At 35.6% G+C, this 20755-nt stretch carries 17 protein-coding genes; 6 read left to right on the top strand and 11 right to left on the bottom strand.

The genetic code is table 11. The features are described 5' to 3' along the window. Positions 1 to 111 precede the first annotated feature (111 nt). From ACVQ8P_RS08180 to ACVQ8P_RS08190, 3 genes are all read left to right on the top strand, one after another. The gene (locus tag ACVQ8P_RS08180; protein ID WP_462298727.1) at positions 112 to 507 is read left to right on the top strand and encodes a DUF4828 domain-containing protein; all 396 of its coding nucleotides are present in this window, start codon (positions 112 to 114) and stop codon (positions 505 to 507) included. A gap of 102 nt (positions 508 to 609) precedes the next feature. Continuing rightward, on the top strand, positions 610 to 1923 hold the full coding sequence (locus tag ACVQ8P_RS08185) for an APC family permease (RefSeq protein ID WP_462298729.1): 1314 nt from the start codon (positions 610 to 612) through the stop codon (positions 1921 to 1923). Between the two features lie 146 nt (positions 1924 to 2069). Then, entirely contained in the window at positions 2070 to 3986 is a 1917-nt protein-coding gene (locus ACVQ8P_RS08190) for a collagen-binding domain-containing protein (RefSeq protein ID WP_462298730.1), read from the top strand. Between the two features lie 71 nt (positions 3987 to 4057). On the opposite strand, the gene msrB is transcribed toward ACVQ8P_RS08190, so the two are convergent. The 4 genes from msrB to licT all read right to left on the bottom strand — a co-directional run bounded on the left by msrB (position 4058) and on the right by licT (position 8879). Next, positions 4058 to 4495: a peptide-methionine (R)-S-oxide reductase MsrB gene (msrB, locus tag ACVQ8P_RS08195; protein ID WP_462298731.1), complete on the bottom strand. Its 438-nt coding sequence runs from the start codon at positions 4493 to 4495 to the stop codon at positions 4058 to 4060. Positions 4496 to 4612: 117 nt separating this feature from the next. Then, the gene (locus ACVQ8P_RS08200) at positions 4613 to 6052 is read right to left on the bottom strand and encodes a glycoside hydrolase family 1 protein (protein ID WP_462298732.1); all 1440 of its coding nucleotides are present in this window, start codon (positions 6050 to 6052) and stop codon (positions 4613 to 4615) included. Between the two features lie 14 nt (positions 6053 to 6066). Further along, entirely contained in the window at positions 6067 to 7947 is a 1881-nt protein-coding gene (locus ACVQ8P_RS08205; RefSeq protein WP_462298733.1) for a beta-glucoside-specific PTS transporter subunit IIABC, read from the bottom strand. Positions 7948 to 8033: 86 nt separating this feature from the next. Beyond that, entirely contained in the window at positions 8034 to 8879 is an 846-nt protein-coding gene (gene licT / locus ACVQ8P_RS08210) for a BglG family transcription antiterminator LicT (protein ID WP_462298836.1), read from the bottom strand. A 399-nt stretch (positions 8880 to 9278) separates the two neighbouring features. Here licT and ACVQ8P_RS08215 point away from each other — a divergent pair, with 399 nt between their 5' ends. From ACVQ8P_RS08215 to ACVQ8P_RS08225, 3 genes are read left to right on the top strand one after another with little or no spacing between them, the layout of a single operon-like run. Then, a complete protein-coding gene (locus tag ACVQ8P_RS08215) occupies positions 9279 to 10151 on the top strand; it encodes an ABC transporter ATP-binding protein (RefSeq protein ID WP_462298734.1) in 873 nt (290 codons plus the stop codon). Between the two features lie 2 nt (positions 10152 to 10153). Then, the gene (locus ACVQ8P_RS08220) at positions 10154 to 10909 is read left to right on the top strand and encodes an ABC transporter permease (RefSeq protein ID WP_462298735.1); all 756 of its coding nucleotides are present in this window, start codon (positions 10154 to 10156) and stop codon (positions 10907 to 10909) included. 21 nt (positions 10910 to 10930) lie between these two features. Next, positions 10931 to 11698, top strand: coding sequence for an ABC transporter permease (locus ACVQ8P_RS08225; protein WP_462298736.1), 768 nt, complete (start codon positions 10931 to 10933; stop codon positions 11696 to 11698). Between the two features lie 63 nt (positions 11699 to 11761). Here ACVQ8P_RS08225 and rlmD read toward each other — a convergent pair whose 3' ends face one another. The 7 genes from rlmD to ligA all read right to left on the bottom strand — a co-directional run bounded on the left by rlmD (position 11762) and on the right by ligA (position 20738). Continuing rightward, on the bottom strand, positions 11762 to 13126 hold the full coding sequence (rlmD, locus tag ACVQ8P_RS08230; protein ID WP_462298837.1) for a 23S rRNA (uracil(1939)-C(5))-methyltransferase RlmD: 1365 nt from the start codon (positions 13124 to 13126) through the stop codon (positions 11762 to 11764). A 131-nt stretch (positions 13127 to 13257) separates the two neighbouring features. Next, the gene (locus ACVQ8P_RS08235; protein ID WP_462298737.1) at positions 13258 to 14298 is read right to left on the bottom strand and encodes a diacylglycerol kinase; all 1041 of its coding nucleotides are present in this window, start codon (positions 14296 to 14298) and stop codon (positions 13258 to 13260) included. A 34-nt stretch (positions 14299 to 14332) separates the two neighbouring features. After that, positions 14333 to 15763 carry an Asp-tRNA(Asn)/Glu-tRNA(Gln) amidotransferase subunit GatB gene (gene gatB, locus ACVQ8P_RS08240; RefSeq protein ID WP_462298738.1) on the bottom strand — a complete coding sequence of 477 codons (1431 nt, stop codon included), beginning with the start codon at positions 15761 to 15763 and terminating at the stop codon, positions 14333 to 14335. Then, positions 15763 to 17226: an Asp-tRNA(Asn)/Glu-tRNA(Gln) amidotransferase subunit GatA gene (gatA, locus tag ACVQ8P_RS08245; protein ID WP_462298739.1), complete on the bottom strand. Its 1464-nt coding sequence runs from the start codon at positions 17224 to 17226 to the stop codon at positions 15763 to 15765. The genes gatB and gatA overlap by 1 nt, the downstream gene beginning before the upstream one ends. 2 nt (positions 17227 to 17228) lie before the next feature. Beyond that, entirely contained in the window at positions 17229 to 17531 is a 303-nt protein-coding gene (gene gatC, locus ACVQ8P_RS08250; protein WP_462298740.1) for an Asp-tRNA(Asn)/Glu-tRNA(Gln) amidotransferase subunit GatC, read from the bottom strand. Between the two features lie 38 nt (positions 17532 to 17569). Further along, a complete protein-coding gene (locus ACVQ8P_RS08255; protein ID WP_462298741.1) occupies positions 17570 to 18721 on the bottom strand; it encodes a CamS family sex pheromone protein in 1152 nt (383 codons plus the stop codon). Position 18722: 1 nt separating this feature from the next. After that, positions 18723 to 20738 carry an NAD-dependent DNA ligase LigA gene (gene ligA / locus ACVQ8P_RS08260; RefSeq protein WP_462298838.1) on the bottom strand — a complete coding sequence of 672 codons (2016 nt, stop codon included), beginning with the start codon at positions 20736 to 20738 and terminating at the stop codon, positions 18723 to 18725. Positions 20739 to 20755 lie beyond the last annotated feature (17 nt).

Raw genomic sequence — 20755 nt, forward strand, 5'->3', positions numbered from 1 at the left:
TTCAATTTCGTGACGATAGATTAAATTTATATATATTTTGGGCAATTTATTCCGCGTTGTTCGTTAAAAGTGCTATATTTAAATAAAGCAGTTCTAACAGGAGGGATAGCCGTGAAGAAACGTAGTTTTGCACTAATAGGTGCATCATTTTTTATTGGATTAACGAAAGATATCAAGTCAATCACCGCACCTAAAACTAAGGTTTCTCTACCTACTCTTTATGCTGGACATTGGTTATTCTATGATGAACTTAGTCACCGTCACCATAATCTAGACATTTCATCAGATCTTACCATTCAAATTGATGAACGTATACTCAATGGTAAAGTTGAGCATTTAGATGAACGTGAGCTTAGTTTCTTAGACGAATATGGTTTTCATCTAAGAATTGATGCAAATGATAAAGGACCTATTAGTTTATTCGATGAAGCAGATAATCGCACTTATCCCATTAAATTAGCACTCATTAAAGAGCGTACAGAAGACGAAAGTGAAGATGAAGATTAACAGATTTTTGTTGGTTTTCTTCTTCATTTTTTGTTTCATTACGGGATTAAATAGTCTAAAATAATGAGATACATATTTCAAAATAGAAACGAGGATTTTTCCATGAGTAATGATCACCTAAAACGAGATATTGGCTTTTTTGCTGCCCTTTCAACTGTTATGGGCACCGTTATTGGCGGAGGTGTTTTTTTCAAAGTTTCAAGTGTCACACAACAAACGCAGTCCGCTAACCTCACGTTATTCGTCTGGTTACTTGGTGGATTCCTGACAATTTGTGCTGGACTAACCGCTGCAGAACTTGCAGCTGCCATTCCTGAAACAGGTGGCGCAATTAAATATATCGAATATACTTATGGTCGTTTCCCAGCATTTTTACTTGGTTGGGCGCAAACAATTATTTATTATCCAGCAAATATTGCAGCCCTTTCCATTATTTTTGGGACCCAATTTACCAACCTCTTTCATCTTGATGCTCACCTAATTATTCCAATTGCTTTAATTAGTGGCGTTAGCATCACGTTAATTAATTTCTTAGGGGCAAAAGTTGGTGGTGCCTTTCAATCAATTTCATTAATTTTAAAATTATTACCCATTATCGTCATCGTTGTTTGGGGAATTTTCACACCTGAACATGTTTCATTTCATTTAATTCCATTAACAGCTGGCGCACACCATTCATTCGTTACTGCTTTAAGTGGTGGCCTACTTGCAACAATGTTCGCTTATGATGGTTGGATTGGTGTCGGAAACATCGCTGGTGAAATGCATCATCCAGAACGAGATTTACCAAAAGCAATTATTTCTGGACTATTCTTCATTACCATTATCTATACACTGATTAATTTTGTCTTCCTTAAAGCACTACCCATTTCTGGATTAGCTGGTAATTTAAATGCTGCTTCCGATGCTTCTCAACAATTATTCGGTCAATTTGGTGGCAAATTCGTCACAATCGGCATCTTAGTTTCCGTCTATGGTGCCATTAACGGCTATACACTAACTGGTATGCGCGTTCCTTATGCAATGGCATTAGAAAATCAATTACCATTCAGTAATTGGCTAAAACGCTTATCCCCTCATACAAAAGTACCTTATGTAGCAGGTCTTTTACAAATTACGATTGCCATTCTTATGATGTTCTTAGGGAGTTTTGATTTATTAACGGATATGTTAATTTTTGTCATTTGGATTTTCAACGTGCTTGTTTTTATTGCGTTATTCATTTTAAGAAAACGAGAACCTGCCCTAAAAAGGCCTTATAAAGTACCCCTATATCCAATCATTCCAATTATTGCCATTATTGGCGGTCTCTTCATTTTAGTGACTACCTTACTGACACAAACCACTTTAGCACTTGTCGGTTTATTGATAACAGCCATTGGAATTCCGGTTTATTTTATCCATAAAAAAATTTAATTATAATTTCAGAAAGGCTGACTTTTAACGGTATTTGACGTTAAAGGCCAGCCTTTTTTTAAAACATTTATTCTTATTGCTTTCCTTTTCATTATTTTTTTGTTATAGTTAAGATAGTAAATAAATAATAAAAGGAGATGCTCATCATGACAAACAAAGTAAAATTCTACGATGGTAAGAATCACATTCGCCGTAAGCTACTCACTAGGACTACATTTTTAACAGTTGGTCTTTTCACATTCTTAACGGGTATACATAGTATTGGTGCAATCTCTGCATCCACTATGAATGGCACTGCAGAGATCAAGACAGAACTCGTTGAAAAGTCTTCTGATTCTAGTATTAAGGCAACAGATGCAGCTACAAGCATCCAAGCAAGTGGATCTGTTTATGATGATGTTGCTAACATTAACACACCGCTTAAACTTGCTTCTGCTTTCCACATTTTTACTCGTGAAGCAATATTAGACACACATACGAGTGGTAATATTGCCGTTGAAACACTTGTTGGAAATACTGATTTTGGCTCTAAAATTGTTGATCAGTCATTAGTTAAAGATATTTCATACATTAAAAATGTGAAAAATATTTTAGGCAGTTCTTTTGTAACAAAAACGGATACGCGAAGTAATAAAGCCGTCTTTGGAATTGACAACGACCTTGACATCACTGAACCAAATCGTCCAAAAGTGAACGGAACTTATCTGGATCATTTAACTTTAGATCAAATTTTCCAAGATAAACCAGGATTATCACCCTATATCGACTTTGATAAAGAATTCGATGCACTTAAAGCCACAAACCGTACATTAGCATCACTTACACCACATAAATCATACCAAAACTCAGACTTTGCCGATCGAAATTCACGTGAGATTGACATTTCTACACTGACACCTAACCCTCAACATCAGATTATTATTAATTTAGAACCTGATGTTCTAGCAATGGATACACCTCTTACTATATCTGGACTATCAAAAAACGCGAATGATCGTGCAACTATCATTTTTAACGTCAATGCTAGTCACGGAACTATGTATAACATAAACTCACAAATTAAACTTAAGTACCTTGATGGCTCATTCAGACATAACCAAGAAACTGAATTTTTTGGAGATAACCATTTACTTTGGAACTTCTATGAAAGAAGCCTTGACCTCCCTTCTAAAGAAGGACTAAAAATCGCAGCTCCATTCCAAGGTAGTATCTTAGCTCCATATGCCCCTATTGAAGTCATTCAGAACCTTGATGGTAACATCATTGGTAAATCTGTTCATATAAGAGCTGAATCACATCGTTGGGACCTTCAAGAAAGTACATCAACTTACAAGGAACCGGATCCTGTTGTTCCTGATCCTATTGTTCCTGACCCTGTTATTCCGGACCCTGTAACTCCTGATCCCGTTGTTCCGGATCCTATAGTCCCAGATCCTGTAACTCCTGATCCCGTTGTCCCAGATCCTATAGTTCCGGACCCTGTAACTCCTGATCCTGTTGTTCCGGACCCTATTATTCCGGATCCTGTTGTTCCTGATCCTGTGACTCCGGACCCTGTGACTCCGGACCCTGTAACTCCTGATCCCGTTGTTCCTGATCCTATAGATCCGGACCCTGTAACTCCGGACCCTGTAGTTCCAGACCCTGTAGTTCCAGACCCTGTAACTCCGGATCCTATTGTTCCTGATCCTGTTGTTCCGGACCCTATTATTCCGAACCCTGTGACTCCTGATCCTATTGTTCCGGATCCTGTTATTCCTGATCCTGTAACTCCGGACCCTGTAACTCCAATAGTTTTTGTTAAACCCGTAACTATTACTCCTGCTAGACCTTACATGACCATCGCTCCAAAAGTAACTAACACCAACGTCACACCTAACATTTCAAACAACGTAAAAAATGAAACCGTTAACAAAAAGAACAATGTTACTACATCAAAAGCAACATTACCTCAAACTAATGAACAAAATACAAGCCGAGCGCGAAAAATGGGACTTTTAATAATTGGTATCGCATTTGTTGGAATAGCTATTCAAACAATACGACGCCGATTCATTAAATAACAAAAAACATTCGACTTAAGTAACATGAGCCTGACCAGCTCAAAAGTCGAATGTTTTTATTTTGCTTATTTTTATAAAACGTTTAAAAAGTCACTATAACCTGCTTTTATCATTTCTGTTTCAGGGATAAATTTCAGTGAAGCTGAATTAATACAATAACGTAATCCACCTTGTTCTTGAGGACCATCATCAAAAACGTGGCCCAAATGTGAATTAGCTTCATTACTTCTCACTTCTGTTCGCTGACGGCCTGGTAAACTTGTATCAATCAGTTCAGCAATCTTTGAACCAGGAATGGGCTTAGAAAATGATGGCCAACCACAACCGGCATCATATTTTTCCGCTGAACTAAAGAGTGCTTCACCACTGACAATATCAACATAAATACCTTTTTTATAAAAATCATCGTACTTACCTGTAAATGGTGCTTCTGTTGCAGCATGTTGCGTTACTTCAAACGCCTCTTTTGATAAGCGTGCGCGTAACTCATTTTCAGTTTCTTTTGCCATAATGAACCCTCCTCATCTTAAGTTAATTCACATATTACTCTTTTTTAAAATGGATACAACTAGTTTGCACCAAAAAATCGCATTAAAAACAAACCCGTTTTCAATGCGATGCTATTATTATAGATTTTCTCCATTTGATTGAATAACTTCTTGATACCAATTAAATGATTTCTTTTTAAAACGATCTAACGTCCCTTGGCCTTCATCATCTAAATCAACATAAATAAATCCATATCGTTTAGACATTTGGCCAGTTGATGCACTGACTAAATCAATACATCCCCATGGTGTATAGCCCATTAAATCAACCCCATCATTAATGGCATCCGCCATGGCTTCAATATGCGCACGTAAATAATCGATTCGATAATCATCAACAACGTATTTATTTTCATCTGGTTCATCTTTTGCACCAAAGCCATTTTCAACTATAAATAATGGTTTTTGGTACCGTTGGTAAAGTTCATTCAACGCAATTCTCAAACCAGTTGGATCAATTTGCCAACCCCAGTCACTGGCTTTCAAATATGGATTTTTAACACCACCAATTAAGTTACCCTGTGCGCTATCTTTTGCCACATTTGTTTCATCAACAGTTGCTGACATGTAATAACTGAATCCAATATAATCAACAGGATTGGCTTTTAATAAAGCTAACTCCTCAGCTGTTGTCTCTAAATCACTAAACTTGAACCCATATTTTTGTATTAAACGATTTGTGTATGTTGGGTATTCACCACGAACTTGAACATCGCCACAAAAATGGTTAAATTCTTGATTTTGTTCAAGCGTTGCCATTTGATTAACAGGATCAGAATTATAACTGTACGTTGTCGCGTATAAAATCATACAACCGATTTGTAGGTTAGCGTCTAATTTGTGCCCCGCTTCAACAGCCATAGCTCCTGCTACAAACTGATTATGCCATGCTTGATAAATATTTTGCATATCGTTTGCGCCATTACTTGCCACTAATCCTTGGCTCATAACTGGAAAATGTAACGCACTATTAATTTCATTAAAAGTCATCCAATAATTAACTTTTGTATGGTAACGTTCTAAAACTGTTTCAGAAAATCTGGCGTAAAATTCAATTAATTTTTTATTTTTCCATCCACCATAAGTTGTCACTAGATTAAGTGGTAATTCATAATGTGAAATTGTAATAACGGGTTCAATATTATATTTTAGACACTCATCAATAACCTTATCGTAAAATTCTAAGCCTTCTTCATTTGGCTTTAATTCATCGCCTTGTGGAAAAATTCGTGACCATGCAATTGAAAAACGATAAGCCTTAAATCCCATTTCTGCAAAAAGGGCAATATCTTCACGAAAGCGGTGGTAATAATCAATTCCGGCATGATTTGGATAAGTATATTTTTCAGAATCAATTTTCCAATCAAAATCTGGTTGATTAATAATATCAAATCTTTCAGTCCCACCTGGTAGCGCATCCGGAATTGATAAGCCTTTTCCGCCTTCATTATAGGCACCTTCAAGTTGATTAGCAGCAGTTGCGCCACCCCATAAAAATCCTTTTGGAAATTTTGTCATTTGACTTCCTCCTCTTAGATTACGTATAAAATAATATCATCTTTTGTAACAACCGTCTCTTCCGTTGGCACAATTTCAACAAATTCTGCCGTATTTGTTACAACCACTGGGGTCGTTATATCATAACCAGCATCTTGAATTTGTTTTATATCTGCTTCCATGAGTAATTCACCTTGCTTGACGTGTTGACCAGCTTCAATATGTTGTGTAAATGGTTTCCCTTTTAAATTAACGGTATCTAACCCAAAATGAATTAATAGTTCAATTCCTGTATCACTTTTCAATCCAATAGCATGTTTGGTTGGGAATACTGTTACAACTTTCCCAGAGAAAGGTGCAACAATTTTACCATCTTTTGGAATAATTGCGATACCGTCACCTAACATTTTTTCTGAAAATGTGGGATCATTCACGCTTTCTAGTGTGATAACTTCCCCAGAAACTGGACTAAATATTTTCTTTGTCTCTTTTGAACCCGATTCTAATGTCTTAATTTCTTCTGCATTAATGTTGGTACCTGCAGTAACAGTTGCAACTTTAACTTCGCCCTCATCAATTCCAAAAAGGTATGTCAAAACAAAACTAATTATAAATGACGCAACTAATACAATAACAGCTGTATAAATATTTTGACCATCTGTTTTACTTACAAATTGAGGCATTGAAATAATTGACGGTACAGCAAATGCAAATGATTTCAAATGCATAATTCCCATAAATAATCCTGTAATACCTCCTGCAATCATTGAAGCATATAAAGGTCTCTTATATTTAAGAGTGATCCCATACAAAGCAGGTTCAGTAACACCAGCTAATAAAGCTGAGATACTTGCGGCACTTGCAATTTGTTTTGTATTTTTATTTTTTGCTTTAATGGCAACAGCTAAACAAGCAGCCCCTTGCGCAATATTTGCAGCTAGCATAGCAGGCAAAATAAGTGAATCCGGTGACGCAATCGAAGCATTAAGAAACAATGGTGCGAAAGCCCAATGCATCCCAGTCATCACAATTAAAGGCATGAAAGCTGACATCACGATCATTGCTAACCAACCAGCTTTAGCTTGAATGAATAAAATAATATCTGATAAATATTGACCCGCATATGTCCCAATTGGTCCAATAACAATAAGTGCTAACGTTGCTGTGATAAATAAAACTAAAAGTGGTTTTAAAATACTTTTCATTGATGCAGGACAAACTTTATCCACACCTTTTTCAATATATTTCATCGCCCAAACTACCATTAAAATAGGTATAACAGATGATGAATAAGTTGCTAATGTTACTGGTAAACCCATAAAATGTACACTTTTACCAGCAGTAACCATTGCAATAAACGTTGGATGAATCATAATGCCAGCAATTGTCACCGCCAGCATTGGTGTCACTTTGAAATATTTAGCTGCAGTAACAGCTAACATAATAGGTAAGAAATAAAATGGTGCATCTCCAAATGTTGTTAGTACTGCGTATGATTGCCCTTTTTCACTCATCCAACCAAGTAATGGTAATAAAATTAAAATAACTTTAATCATCCCACCACCAATTAATGCAGGAATCAATGGCGACATACAAGCTGAAATAAAACTAGCAAAGCGATTGAATAAATTTTCTTTTTCTTTCTCTGGTTCATTTGATGACTCTCCAGTAATATTCCCCATTTTGATGATTTCATCATAATAATCACCAACATCATTTCCGATAATTACTTGATATTGCCCATTTTGATGATTAACACCCATAACACCAGGTATTTCTTTTACCTTTTCATCATCCACAATACTTTCATCTTTTAATTCAAATCGTAATCTCGTCATACAATGGATAAGTGACTTAATATTTTGTTCTTGCCCAACTTCATCGTATATTTTTTTTACTGAATCTTTATTTTTCATTTTATACTCTCCTTTGATAGAAAAAAAGCATAACCTAAAAAGACGATATTGCTTGTCTTTTAGGTCATGCTTTTTTAAATAACACCCTATAAATTTTTTATTAATCTATTGATATGAACTGTTAAATACAACAATTCTGTTCCACTTATTTCATATTGATAATTATTGCTAACAAACTTTTGAACCTGAAGTGTACAATCATAAGCTTTTTGATACCGTTTCTTTATTGTTTCAAGAAGAATCTGATCTTCATCATCGTCATAATGTTTCCCTGCTAATAGTCTCTGCGCAAAGAACTTCAAGTGAGTAATAAAACGATAATAGTTCAATGATGATTCATCAAATTCAGTATGAAAGTAATCTTTCACAATGTCTTCAATCTCTTTGACAATCTTCGTGACATTATAAGCTAAGTTTTTACCAGCGTCGGTTCCCTCTATTTCTGCATTCACAAAATGTAACGCAATAAAAGCAGCCTCATCATCTTCAAAGTTAATATTCAATTCATCCGAAATAACTTTAATTGCTTTTTGACCAACTGCATATTCATCTGGATAGAATCGTGCAATATCCCATTTTAAAGGATTTTTCAAAATAATCCCTGATTTATATTGTTCAATAGAATTGTGCATATGATCAGTTAAATTAACATATATTGTTTCATTGAATTTTTTACCTAACTTAATTTTAGCAAAGTTGATAACCTTCTCAGCCATCATTATTTCCGGCAAAGAAACATCTATAACAAGGTCTGTAAATTTATTAAGCGTGTCCTTATCTTTAATAATAAACGTTTTTTCAACTTTATCCATATCAACATTTTGACCTTGCTTTTTACCAAAGGCAATCCCAGCGCCCATTAATAATACATCTAGTCCGCTGTGATTGACGGATATAGCAGTATTATTATTTAAAACACGTTTGATTTCCATCACTTTCACCTCAAAAAAATAGACTTATCTGTATTAGGTATAGCTTACCACCTACAAATAAGTCATGCTCAGAATTCTGATAACACCTTATTAAATCATTTATTAGTCATTTAAGTCCACACATGCTTACTTAATTGTAATAACATTGTGAATAACTACAGCATATCGCTAAATGTATCCGCTGTCAACAGTGCATTAGCAGCTATTTATCTTATCACTAATTAATTCATCAAAAATAGATAATCCTTTTTATTTAGTAAACACATTGGATTATTTTAATAATGCCATTTCAATTGACAACGCTTTAAATAAAGAATAATGTTAGTTACGTAAACGATTAACTACATAAGCGGCTTATGCTAACTGAATAGTTCTTATAATTAAAATTGAGGTGATTATATGCTAATTATTAAAGATATTAATGTTTTTGTAGGACGTAAAAAAATCATTAACAATGTTTCATTCCAAGTGAAGTCTGGATCCATTGTTGGGTTAATTGGGCCAAATGGTGCTGGTAAAACGACAATTATGAAGACGATTCTAGGTCTTACTAAATTCACTGGAACGATTAAAGTTAATAATCAAGTTGTTACCGAAAATAATCATAGGGCATTAGCGAAAGTTGGTGCTCTAATTGAACATCCAGCAATTTATCCATTTTTAACTGGAACTCAGAATTTAAAACTTTATGCTAAAGATGTGCATGATATGGACGATTTAGTGGCACTCTTAGAAATGAATAAATACATCAATAACAAATCAAAAAGCTATTCATTAGGTATGAAGCAAAAACTAGGAATTGCGATTGCATTATTGAATCGACCAGAACTAGTTATCTTGGACGAACCAATGAATGGATTAGATATTGAAGCAACCATTCTAGTAAGAAAAGTTATTAAAAAATATGCGGCCGAAGGGTCATCTTTCTTGATTTCAAGTCATGTATTAAATGAATTACAAAAAATAATGACTGATGTCGTTTTAATTAGTAATGGAAAACTAGTTGTTAATGAATCGATTAATAAATTTAAGCAATTAAATCAACAAATCTATCAGCTATTAACTGAAGATATGCCTAAATCAATCACATTAATTCAGGCTCAAAAATTATCGGTTAACTTGTCAGAGGGCTACTTACTAGTCGATCAAGCTGCTGTCAATCAAGTTCAAGATTTACTTTATGAAAATCATATTCATTTATTAGAACTAATTCCTAAAAGTGATAACTTCGAACAAATAGTAATTAACTTACTAAAAAATAAAGAGGAATAGCGATGAAAAATAGTCTAAATCAAGAATTTTATAAATTCAGACATCAAAAATCTCCATTTTACGGTGTAATTATCTTATTTTTATTAATGCTATATACTGCCGCTAGTAATATTGGTAGAACAATTATTACAATGGGATTTGGTACTGGACAATGGATTGTCATTATCTTAATTGCCATTGGATCCTCTTTCATCGCAATGGAATATCAAAATAATACGATAATTAATTTATTTTATAAAAACTCGCAAAAACAATTTATTTATCTAGCAAAATTCATCATAGTTGCTTTATATGGCGGATTTTTAACAATCACGGGCACCATTTTTACATTTGTTATAAAGGCACTATTAGTCGGAAATCGGTATAATTGGCTCGCAATTTATCATAATCAACACTCTTTATTAAACAACTTGCTAGTCAATACTATTGGCACATTTTTGATGGTCATTTTTATTGTCTCATTGTCTTTCCTATTGATTGCACTAATTAAGATTAATGCCGTCGTTGTGGGTATCGGATTATTGATTGCTTATTTGGGTGCACAGGTTTCAAGCGCAATTATGCAGTCGTTTACCGGAACAATTGGCATAATGAAATGGAATCCATTCAACATGATGTATGTAATGGGACAATTATCAGACAATAGTTATTTTAAATTTTCAAATTTGACGAATCTTCAAATTATTAGTGGCACAGTCACTTACACGGTTATTTTTCTTATATTAGGTTATCAATTATTTAAAAAAAGACGTGTGTAATCGGGTTAAGGAGGAACTCTAATGAGATTTAGCTTATACCAAGAATTCTATAAGTTTAGTCATAAAAAAATGACATGGTTTGCACCATTAGTCATCTTATTTTTAATGATATGTTTAGGAGTTACATTTGGTAGTAAAGGTGGTCGTTGGTTAATTATGTCCAGTTATGGCGCTAGTGAGTGGATATCATTAATATTGGTAATCGTTGGTTCAACCCTTTTTTCAATGGAGTTTCAAAATAATGCGATATTAACGTTACTTTATAAATCACCAAGTAAGCTATACGTCTATCTTTCAAAATTCATCATTATATTTTTATACGATATTTTGTTACATCTAATCGCAATACTATTAACGGTTCTACTAAAGGCACTGTCATTAAATGGGTATTATGATTGGCTTTCAATTTATCAATATCATCAAAATTTGGTAACGAACATGTTTATGACGGCCGGAGTAGATATAATAACGTCTTTATTAATTATTAGCTTAATTTTTTTGATATCTTGTATGATTAACAATAATTCAGTAGTCGTTACCGTTAATATAGTCATTATTTTTATGGGCACTAATATTTCAAACGCTTTGTTAAATTCATATAGTAACTATTCAAATATTATTAAATGGAATCCCCTAAATATGTCCAACCTTGTCTTGCAATATGCTAATTTCCCAGTTTATCGTAAATTAACGATGCTAAGTAATTTACAGATAACGTTGGGTACTTTAGGGTACACGATCATTTTCTTTACCTTAGGGTATATTATATTTAGAAAAAAACGATTTTAACCTTAATTAACCAAAAAAAAGACACCCCATTGGCATCCGCCTTTGAAGTGTCTTAATTTTTGATTATTTTTCTAAAATTGTAACTGTTTCAATATGTGTTGTTTGTGGGAATTGATCCACTGGTAAGATTGGTTTTGTTACTTTATAACCATCTGCCATAAATCCTTCGATATCACGAACCAATGTTGATGGGTTACAACTGATATAAACGATTTTTTTAGGTTGCATCTTAAGTGTACTTTCGATGAATGCTGGTTCTAAACCTTTACGAGGAGGATCGACTACTAAAACGTCGGGTCTCAAGTTAGCATGACTCCAGTTTTCCATCCAGTTTTCTGCCATCCCTGTTTCGAAACGAACATTATCAATACCATTAATCTTAGCATTTTCTTTCGCATCTTTAACCGCTTCAGAAACTAATTCAACACCATAAATTTGGCGTGCATGTTTTGCCATTGATAATGAAATTGTACCAATACCACTATAAGCATCGATAACTGTTTCGTTACCTGTTAAACCAGCACGTTCAAAAGCTGCAGCGTATAATTTTTCTGTTTGAACGGGGTTAATCTGGTAGAAAGAATGTGGTGAAATTCTAAATGTTAACCCATTCAATTGATCCTCAATGTACCCAGGGCCAAAGAGAACTTTGTTTTCGCGACCTAAAATTACATTTGTTTTTTCAGCGTTTGTATTTTGAACGATTGTTGTCACATCTGGTAATGCTTCACGGATTGCGGCAGTAATTTCAGTAAACATTGGTAATTTTTTAGAACGTGTTACTAAGACAATCATCATTTGTTTTGAGTAATGACCACGGCGAACCATAATGTGACGAATAATTCCTTTGTGTGCACGTTCGTCATAAGCTTCCACATGGAAACGTTGTAAAACGTCACGTACAGCAACGATTGCTTTATCAATTTCTTCATCTTGGATTAAGAAATCTTCAATTGCAATAAAATCATGACTGTTTTTCTTGAAGAAACCAGTCTTTAATTCACCCGCAATTTCACGAACAGGCACTTGTGCTTTATTGCGGTAATGGAATGGATCTTCCATCCCAACAGCATCAGATACTTCAATATCTAAATGTGCTTTTTTCAATAATTCTTGAACTTGTGCTTGTTTGAATTTCAATTGTGCTGGGTATGCTAAATGTTGTAAAGGTGCAATACCTGTTTGTGTGTATGCTGAACCCTTTGTTTCAACACGATCTGGGCTTTCGTTACGGAAAGCTAAAACTTTAGCAAAACCAAAGTTCTTGCTTACTTTCATCACACGAATACTAACTTTTTCACCTGGTAAAGCATTTTCAATAAACAATGGGTAGCCATCAACTTTGGCGACACCCATGCCTTGATAAGTTAAATCGATAATCTCTGCGTCAAATTCTTGGTTCTTTATTACTGGAGGTAGTTTTTTCATTGTTGTCCTTTCGATGTTCCGCGTATTTACTTTATTCAACCATGTTTAACCCCTAAAAGTCAATAGATTCTAACTTTAGGAATAAAACAGGATTGAGGTCTTTACCGAGCACCTCAATCCTACTTGATTTCTTATTTATCGCTTACTTTATTAATTGTACCATTGCCGTCAATATCTTCGTCATGCATTTCTTCAACTTCTTGCACAAAATGTTCCTCAGCTTCAATTTCTGCAGCTGTCCGACTTGATGTGATTAAAGCATCTGGTAAAGCATCCGTATTGGCAAACATTTCGATATGTTGTTTCAAATTTTTGAAAGTCATTGGGGCATCGCCACCATATTCACCATCAATATTGATCATCATTTTATTATTGACTGGTTTAGCAATTAATTTTGATGTTTTTACATAAATCACACGTTTATCATTAATATGCTTGCCACCATTCAATACAAGTGCCATTAAATGCAACATTTCGGCGATATTACTTGCTTTAACAACGAGCAAGGTAAACTTACCGTCATCAAGTGATGCGTCTGGTACGATTTGTTCAAAGCCACCAACGGAGTTCGTCAATGCGAGTAAGAACATTGATGCTTTCCCTTTGAAAATTCCCCCATCATATTCGAGGTTCATTTCAATTGGCTTCATTCTAGGTAACATTTCGGCACCCTTAACTAAATAAGCCAGGTAACCAAAAAGAGATTTAAATTGTGAAGGAACATCATAAGTCAATTCCGTCAATAAACCACCACCGGCGATATTAATGAAATATTTTTCTCCAGCTTGTCCAACATCCATTTTGATAGTGCTACCTTTAGCAATCACTTTTGCAGCAGCAACTGAATCATCCCTAGGTATTTTTAAAGCTCGGGCATAATCATTCGTCGTTCCAGCAGGAATAACACCCATTTTAGGTCGATGCTTTAGTCCAGCAATCCCATTAGCGACTTCATTAATAGTCCCATCTCCACCAGCAGCAATAACTAACTCAAACCCTGATTTTGCAGCTCTCATTGCTTCATCACGAGCTGAGTGTTTTTTGGCTGTTGTGGCATAAGCACTTGTTTCATACCCGGCATTTTCAATGATATCTAAAATACTAACGAGATCACTTTTTAAAGCTTCACGGCCGGATGTTGGATTATAAATAATTCTGGCTCTTTTTCTCATTCCGTTCCTCCAAATGAACCTTATTTTAATAAGATTATCTTTGCTTCAATGAAGCCATCAACAATTGATTAACCACATTAGGATTTGCTTGCCCATGTGTTTGTTTCATGATTTGTCCGATTAAGAATCCAACAGCACGATCTTTACCATTTTTAAAATCTTCAATTGATTGTTCATTGTTATCTAAAATACCATCAATAATAGGTTGTAATTTAGCTGGATCTGATAATTGCACAAGTCCTTTAGACTCAACCCAAGCTTTAGGTTCACTCCCATTTTTGATAATTTCTTGGAAAACTTTTTTGGCAATCTTACTTGAAATGGTCTCATCAGTAATTAAATTAATCATACCAGCAAGATTTTCTGGTGTTAATTTAGTATCTTGTAAGTTTAACTTATTTGTATTCATGAAGGCATTCACTTCACCCATTAACCAGTTAGCGGCTAATTTAGGATCAGCATCCAATTGAATGGTGTCTTCAAAGAAATCTGACATTTCTTTTGTTTGTGTCAAAATTTCAGCATCATATTCAGGTAAGCCTAATTCGCTTGCATAACGCGCACGACGTTTATCAGGCATTTCAGGAATTGATTCTCTGACTTCTTGAATCCAGTCATCACTAATATGAATAGGTGGAATATCTGGTTCTGGGAAATAACGATAATCGCTAGCCCCTTCTTTGACACGCATTAAAATGGTTGTCCCAGTCGGTGCATCAAAACGACGTGTTTCTTGTTGCACAAGACCACCAGCCATTAAGAGGTTCATTTGACGTTTTTCTTCAAACTCAAGTCCTTTACGAACATTTTCAAATGAGTTTAAATTTTTCATTTCAGTCTTTGTCCCATAACCTGGTTGACCAATTGGATTGATTGAAATATTAACATCAATTCGCATTGACCCTTCTTCCATCTTCACATCTGAAACACCAGTAAATTGGATAACTTGGCGTAATTTTTCAAGATATGTGTAGGCTTCTTCAGGCGTTTTAATATCAGGACGTGACACAATTTCAATCAAAGGTGTTCCTTGACGGTTTAAATCGACGTAAGAATAGCCATTGGGATTATGCGTATTTTTACCCGCATCTTCTTCAACATGCATTTCTTCAATCCCAATTTTTTTTGTTTCACCATTGACTTCAATTTCTAAGAAACCATTACGACCAATAGGTTCTTCTGATTGTGTGATTTGGTAAGCTTTTGGATTATCAGGATAAAAATAGTTTTTACGATCAAAATGGTTATCCTTTGTAATTTCACAATTTAAAGCTAATGCGGCACGCATCCCATATTCGATTGCGCCTTTATTAGCCGTTGGTAAAACACCGGGATAACCCCAATCAATAACATTGGTATTTGTATTAGGCTCTGCTCCAAAATCAACTTTTGAAGGTGAGAATGCCTTAGATTTAGTTTTCATTTCAATATGAACTTCAAGTCCAATTGTTGTTTCAAAATTCATTAGTTTTGACCTCCTAACGTAGGGATTTCTTTATGGAAATCAGTTGCTTGTTCAAATGCATACCCAGCACGATACATCGTTGCTTCATCAAATGATTTAGCAATCAATTGTAAGCCAACGGGTAAGCCATTAGAGAAGCCAGCAGGAATTGACATTCCGGGTAACCCAGCTAAATTAACTGGAATTGTTAAAATATCATTCATATACATTGTAATAGGATCTTCAATTTTGGCACCAATATTGAACGCTGTATTTGGTGCAGTTGGGCCGATAATTAAATCGTAATCGTTGAATACGTTACGGAAATCATTGCAGATTAATGTTCGAACTTGAGCTGCCTTCTTAAAGAAAGCATCATAAGTACCAGCAGATAATGAGAATGTTCCTAACATAATCCGACGTTTCACTTCATCGCCAAACCCTTCTGAACGAGAACGAACGTAAACATCTTCTAAACTCTTAACATCTTGTGCACGGAATCCATAACGAATACCATCAAAACGTTGTAAGTTAGATGAAGCTTCAGAGGAAGCTAAAATATAGTACACAGGCACGCCATATTTACTATTTGGTAAACTGACTTCATCCACAGTTGCACCCAATTCTTCAAACGTTTTAACCGCTTTTTGAATGGCTTCTTTCACGCCAGCATCAACCCCTTCACCTAAATATTCTTTAGGCAAAGCAATCTTCATTCCCTTAATGTCACCCGTTAAGCCTGCAGTAAAATCAGGAACAGCTTGAGCTGAACTTGTTGCATCATGAACATCATTCCCGCTAATTGCATTCAAGACAGCAGCATTATCTTTAACGCTACGTGTAAATGGCCCAATTTGATCCAAACTTGAAGCAAAAGCAATTAACCCATAACGAGACACACGACCATAAGTTGGTTTTGTCCCAACAATTCCATTAAATGAAGCTGGTTGACGAATTGAACCACCCGTATCTGATCCTAGAGCTGCAATCACTTCACCTGAAGCAACTGCTGCAGCAGAGCCACCTGATGACCCACCTGGAACCTTAGTTGTATCCCAAGGGTTTTTCGTTGTTTTAAAAGCTGACGTTTCAGTAGAACCACCCATGGCGAATTCATCCATGTTTGTTTTACCAATCGTTACCATTTGTGCTTGACGCATTTTTTCAATAACCGTTGCATCGTAAATTGGGTTGAAGTTTTCCAACATCTTACTTGCAGCAGTCGTTGTGAGGTCTTTTGTGACAATATTATCTTTAACAGCCATCGGAATTCCGGCTAAGATATTAGTGGCATCAATACCAGCGGCATCAACGGCTTTAGCTTGGCTAAGAGCCATTTCTTCATTCATAGCGAGGAAAGCAGCTATTTTTGAATCGCGTGCTTTTATTTCATCAAAAGTCGCCTTCGTTAATTCTTCAGAACTCATTTCTTTATTGACTAACGCGTCATGTAAACTTGATAAATCTTGTTTGAAATAATCCATCGTTAAGCTTCCCCACTTTCATCAATAATTGCTGGCACTTTAATAAAGCCATTTTCACTATCTGGTGCATTTTTAAAGAGTAAGTCACGATCTGTCCCTTTTTCAGCAACATCTTCACGCATGACATTAAGCACATCCGTAATATGTGTTGTAACTGGCACGTCAGTTGTATCTACTTCTGACAATTGTTCAGCCATCCCAATAATATCATCTAACTGACTGGTAAATAATTCTAATTCTTTGTCACTGAGCTCTAATTTAGCTAACTCTGAGACATGCTTTACTTCTTCTTTACTAATTGACATTCAAAGCCATCCCTTCAAAATTCAAATTAATTTCATTTTTAATAACTGGTAAATACATGCGTATAGTATGAGCTTTCTTTAGCTGTTTTGGCAAGGAAACTTTGCACGGTCCCATCACTACCTTTGACGGTAATATCAATCGGAATTCCCGAAGCTAAATATTTCGCAGCGGTTGTTGATAAGTACTGTGTAAAACTCACAATTTCAGTTTCACTATAGAATTGCGATGTAATGTTAATATGCATCCCTGTAATTGCTTTGTTCTTATATTGAACTTGTGCTGTCACACCCGCTAAATTAGGGAAGAAACTTTGCACTTCAGTTTTGAAATTCGTAAATGACGTTTCATCATTTGTATTGGGTGTTGTCGATGTTGAAGTGGTTGGGAATGTATAACTTTTAATTGAGACGTTTTTCCAATTATCAATGGTTGTTTTACCATTCTTGTTCACTGCGTAAGCGTAAAAACTGCCACCAACTAAACTATCATTTGATGCTTGCTTATACAAAGCGACCATGATTGGGATATTATCACTAATTCCCTTAGTTTTACGAAGACGAGCAACCACTTTGTTAGCAGCTTCTTCCCCTTTTGCCTTCATTGTCGCATCAGAAATAATGGTTTTGTATTCAGCACCATATTCTTCTTTTTGATAATAATCAACTGAATTCATCCCGATACCCACAGACATACCTGAAAGTGTCATCTTGTTTCCTTTTTTAGTCATGAAATCTTGTTCTTCAACTTGTTGCACGTACATTGGATTACGAGCTGTTTCACCCGTTTTACCATTATCCTTAGGATTCAAACCAGCTTTATTCGAACTCGATTCACGCGCTAACCAACTTTGAACCGTGTCTTTTGTTAGATACTGGCCTTCTTGGAAAATATAGCTATCTGTTGCAAACTGGTCTTTCGATAAATCTAATAACCCAGATTCAAAACTTTTTAAATTCAAGACGTTATCATTTTGAGTGAGTGCTACACCCCTTGATTTACTTGTTAAATACTTGCCATCTTTAATGACACCTTCGTAATTACTATCACTTGTTTGGCCCGTTGTCTGATAACCAGAACTTGACGTACTCTTAGAAACGCCTGATGTCCCTGAAGTTGATGAGACGTTCCCACAAGCTGCTAAAAGAAGCAGTGAAAAACTTAGCATAAGTCCAATTTTAATTTTTTTCATGTTACACTCCTTCCATAACTGAGATGAATTTTTGTTCATCCCAGATTTCAATTTCTAGTTGCTCAGCCTTGGTTAATTTACTCCCAGCATCATGCCCGGCAATTAATAAATCAGTCTTTTTCGAAACACTCCCAACAACAGAAGCACCGTGCGCTTCTAACCATTTTTTAGCGTCGGTTCGTTTCAATTGGTCAAGCGTCCCAGTTAGGACGACTTTTTTGTCCATAACGGGACTACCTTCAGCTGCTTCTGCTATTTCAGTAGCTGTTTGACCTAAGAAAGTTAAATTAACTTTGGCTGCAGCCAACTCAGTAATTAATTCATGTACTTGTTCATTCGCAAAATAGGTTACAAGACTATCCGCAATGACTTGCCCAATTGAATCAATTGCTACTATTTCTTCAGCCGTCACTGTCATTAACTGTTGCATACTTTTAAATTCAGCAGAAACTAATCGTGCTGCTTTAGCACCAACATGCCGGATTCCTAATCCAAATAACAACCGCTCCATTGAATTCTGTCGACTAGTATCAATTGCCTGCAATAATTTGTTAACAGATTTTTCTTTAAAATTATCTAACGTTAATAATTGATCAGCCGTTAATTGATATAAGCCAGCCACATCAGTAATTAACTGAGCTTCAAATAATTGTTCTACAATCCTAGGACCAAGTCCATCAATATTCATCGCATTTCGAGAAGCAAAATGGGTCAAACTTTCTTTAATAAGCGCAGGGCATTTAGGATTAATACAGCGTAAAGCCACTTCTTCATCCAAATGGACTAACGCTGCTCCACAAACGGGACAATGCGTTGGTAGTTCATAATCAACACTGTCTGCAGGCCGTTTATCTAAAACAACTTCAGAAATTTCTGGAATGATATCTCCGGCTTTATGTAACTTGACCGTATCCTTAAGTCTAATATCTTTTTGTTTAAGTAAATCACCATTATGCAATGACGCTCGCGAAACCGTCGTTCCAGCTAATGTTACTGGCTCCATGATAGCCGTTGGCGTTACAACACCCGTTCGACCTACTGTCCATTCAATATCTAAAACTTTTGTTTCCTGTTCATCTGGTGGAAATTTGTAGGCGATTGCCCATTTAGGCACTTTAACGGTATTCCCAACTGCCTCATGAATCGTAAATAAATTAGCTTTAATCACAATGCCATCAATGTCGTAAGACAAATCATGGCGTTTTGCTTGGTATTCATCAATATATGCCGAAATTTCCGTCATATTATGCGTAACACGTGAATCCCTATTTGTTCTGAAACCCAGTTCAGATAATCGTTTTAACGCATCACTCTGTGTTTTTACATTCAATGCTTCCGGATCAACTAAGTAATAAATAAATGTACTCAATTGTCGTTGCGCTGTTTCAGCGGTATTTAATTGTCGCAAACTGCCGGCGGCTGCATTTCGCGGATTAGCAAAAATCGCTTCCCCAGCTTCTTCACGACGTTTATTCAACGCAACAAAAGCCTTGGTTGGCATATAACATTCACCACGAACTTCTAGCGAAATCGGTTCTGTCAACGTTAACGGAATCGACTTAACTGTTTTAAGATTCTCAGTGATATCTTCACCAATTGTCCCATCCCCACGAGTTGACCCTTTAACAAATAGGCCATTTTCATACGTTAACGAAATCGCTAACCCATCAATTTTAAGCTCCGCATTATAGCTAACTTCAGCCTCAACTGATTTTTGTAATCGTTGATCAAACTCAGCTAATTCTTCAATTGAGAAAACATCTCCCAATGACAACATTGGGACCTCATGTGAGACTTTTTCAAAGCCCGGTAGTATTTGTCCACCAACACGTTGCGTAGGTGAATCTGGTGTGACTAAACTAGGAAAGGCTTGCTCAAGTTCAATTAATTGTTGATAACGATCATCATAGACATGGTCTTCAACAGTTGGCTGATCAAGGACATAATATTGACGCGTCCACTTGATTAAGTCAGTTTTTAATTGATTAATTTTGTTAGCTGCTTCTTCCAACGTTATGGCTTGATTTGACAAAC

Source organism: Dellaglioa sp. BT-FLS60 (assembly GCF_054941065.1).

What these genes read in the sequence shown, in the direction of transcription:
- ACVQ8P_RS08235 (WP_462298737.1), bottom strand. Translation starts at nt 14,298, where the DNA reads ATGAGAAAAAGAGCCAGAATTATTTATAATCCAACATCCGGCCGTGAA.
- ACVQ8P_RS08205 (WP_462298733.1), bottom strand. Translation starts at nt 7,947, where the DNA reads ATGAAAAATAAAGATTCAGTAAAAAAAATATACGATGAAGTTGGGCAA.
- ACVQ8P_RS08190 (WP_462298730.1), top strand. Translation starts at nt 2,070, where the DNA reads ATGACAAACAAAGTAAAATTCTACGATGGTAAGAATCACATTCGCCGT.
- msrB (WP_462298731.1), bottom strand. Translation starts at nt 4,495, where the DNA reads ATGGCAAAAGAAACTGAAAATGAGTTACGCGCACGCTTATCAAAAGAG.
- rlmD (WP_462298837.1), bottom strand. Translation starts at nt 13,126, where the DNA reads ATGAAAAAACTACCTCCAGTAATAAAGAACCAAGAATTTGACGCAGAG.
- gatC (WP_462298740.1), bottom strand. Translation starts at nt 17,531, where the DNA reads ATGTCAATTAGTAAAGAAGAAGTAAAGCATGTCTCAGAGTTAGCTAAA.
- ACVQ8P_RS08220 (WP_462298735.1), top strand. Translation starts at nt 10,154, where the DNA reads ATGAAAAATAGTCTAAATCAAGAATTTTATAAATTCAGACATCAAAAA.
- ACVQ8P_RS08200 (WP_462298732.1), bottom strand. Translation starts at nt 6,052, where the DNA reads ATGACAAAATTTCCAAAAGGATTTTTATGGGGTGGCGCAACTGCTGCT.
- ACVQ8P_RS08215 (WP_462298734.1), top strand. Translation starts at nt 9,279, where the DNA reads ATGCTAATTATTAAAGATATTAATGTTTTTGTAGGACGTAAAAAAATC.
- gatA (WP_462298739.1), bottom strand. Translation starts at nt 17,226, where the DNA reads ATGGATTATTTCAAACAAGATTTATCAAGTTTACATGACGCGTTAGTC.
- ACVQ8P_RS08225 (WP_462298736.1), top strand. Translation starts at nt 10,931, where the DNA reads ATGAGATTTAGCTTATACCAAGAATTCTATAAGTTTAGTCATAAAAAA.
- gatB (WP_462298738.1), bottom strand. Translation starts at nt 15,763, where the DNA reads ATGAATTTTGAAACAACAATTGGACTTGAAGTTCATATTGAAATGAAA.
- ACVQ8P_RS08255 (WP_462298741.1), bottom strand. Translation starts at nt 18,721, where the DNA reads ATGAAAAAAATTAAAATTGGACTTATGCTAAGTTTTTCACTGCTTCTT.
- licT (WP_462298836.1), bottom strand. Translation starts at nt 8,879, where the DNA reads ATGGAAATCAAACGTGTTTTAAATAATAATACTGCTATATCCGTCAAT.
- ACVQ8P_RS08185 (WP_462298729.1), top strand. Translation starts at nt 610, where the DNA reads ATGAGTAATGATCACCTAAAACGAGATATTGGCTTTTTTGCTGCCCTT.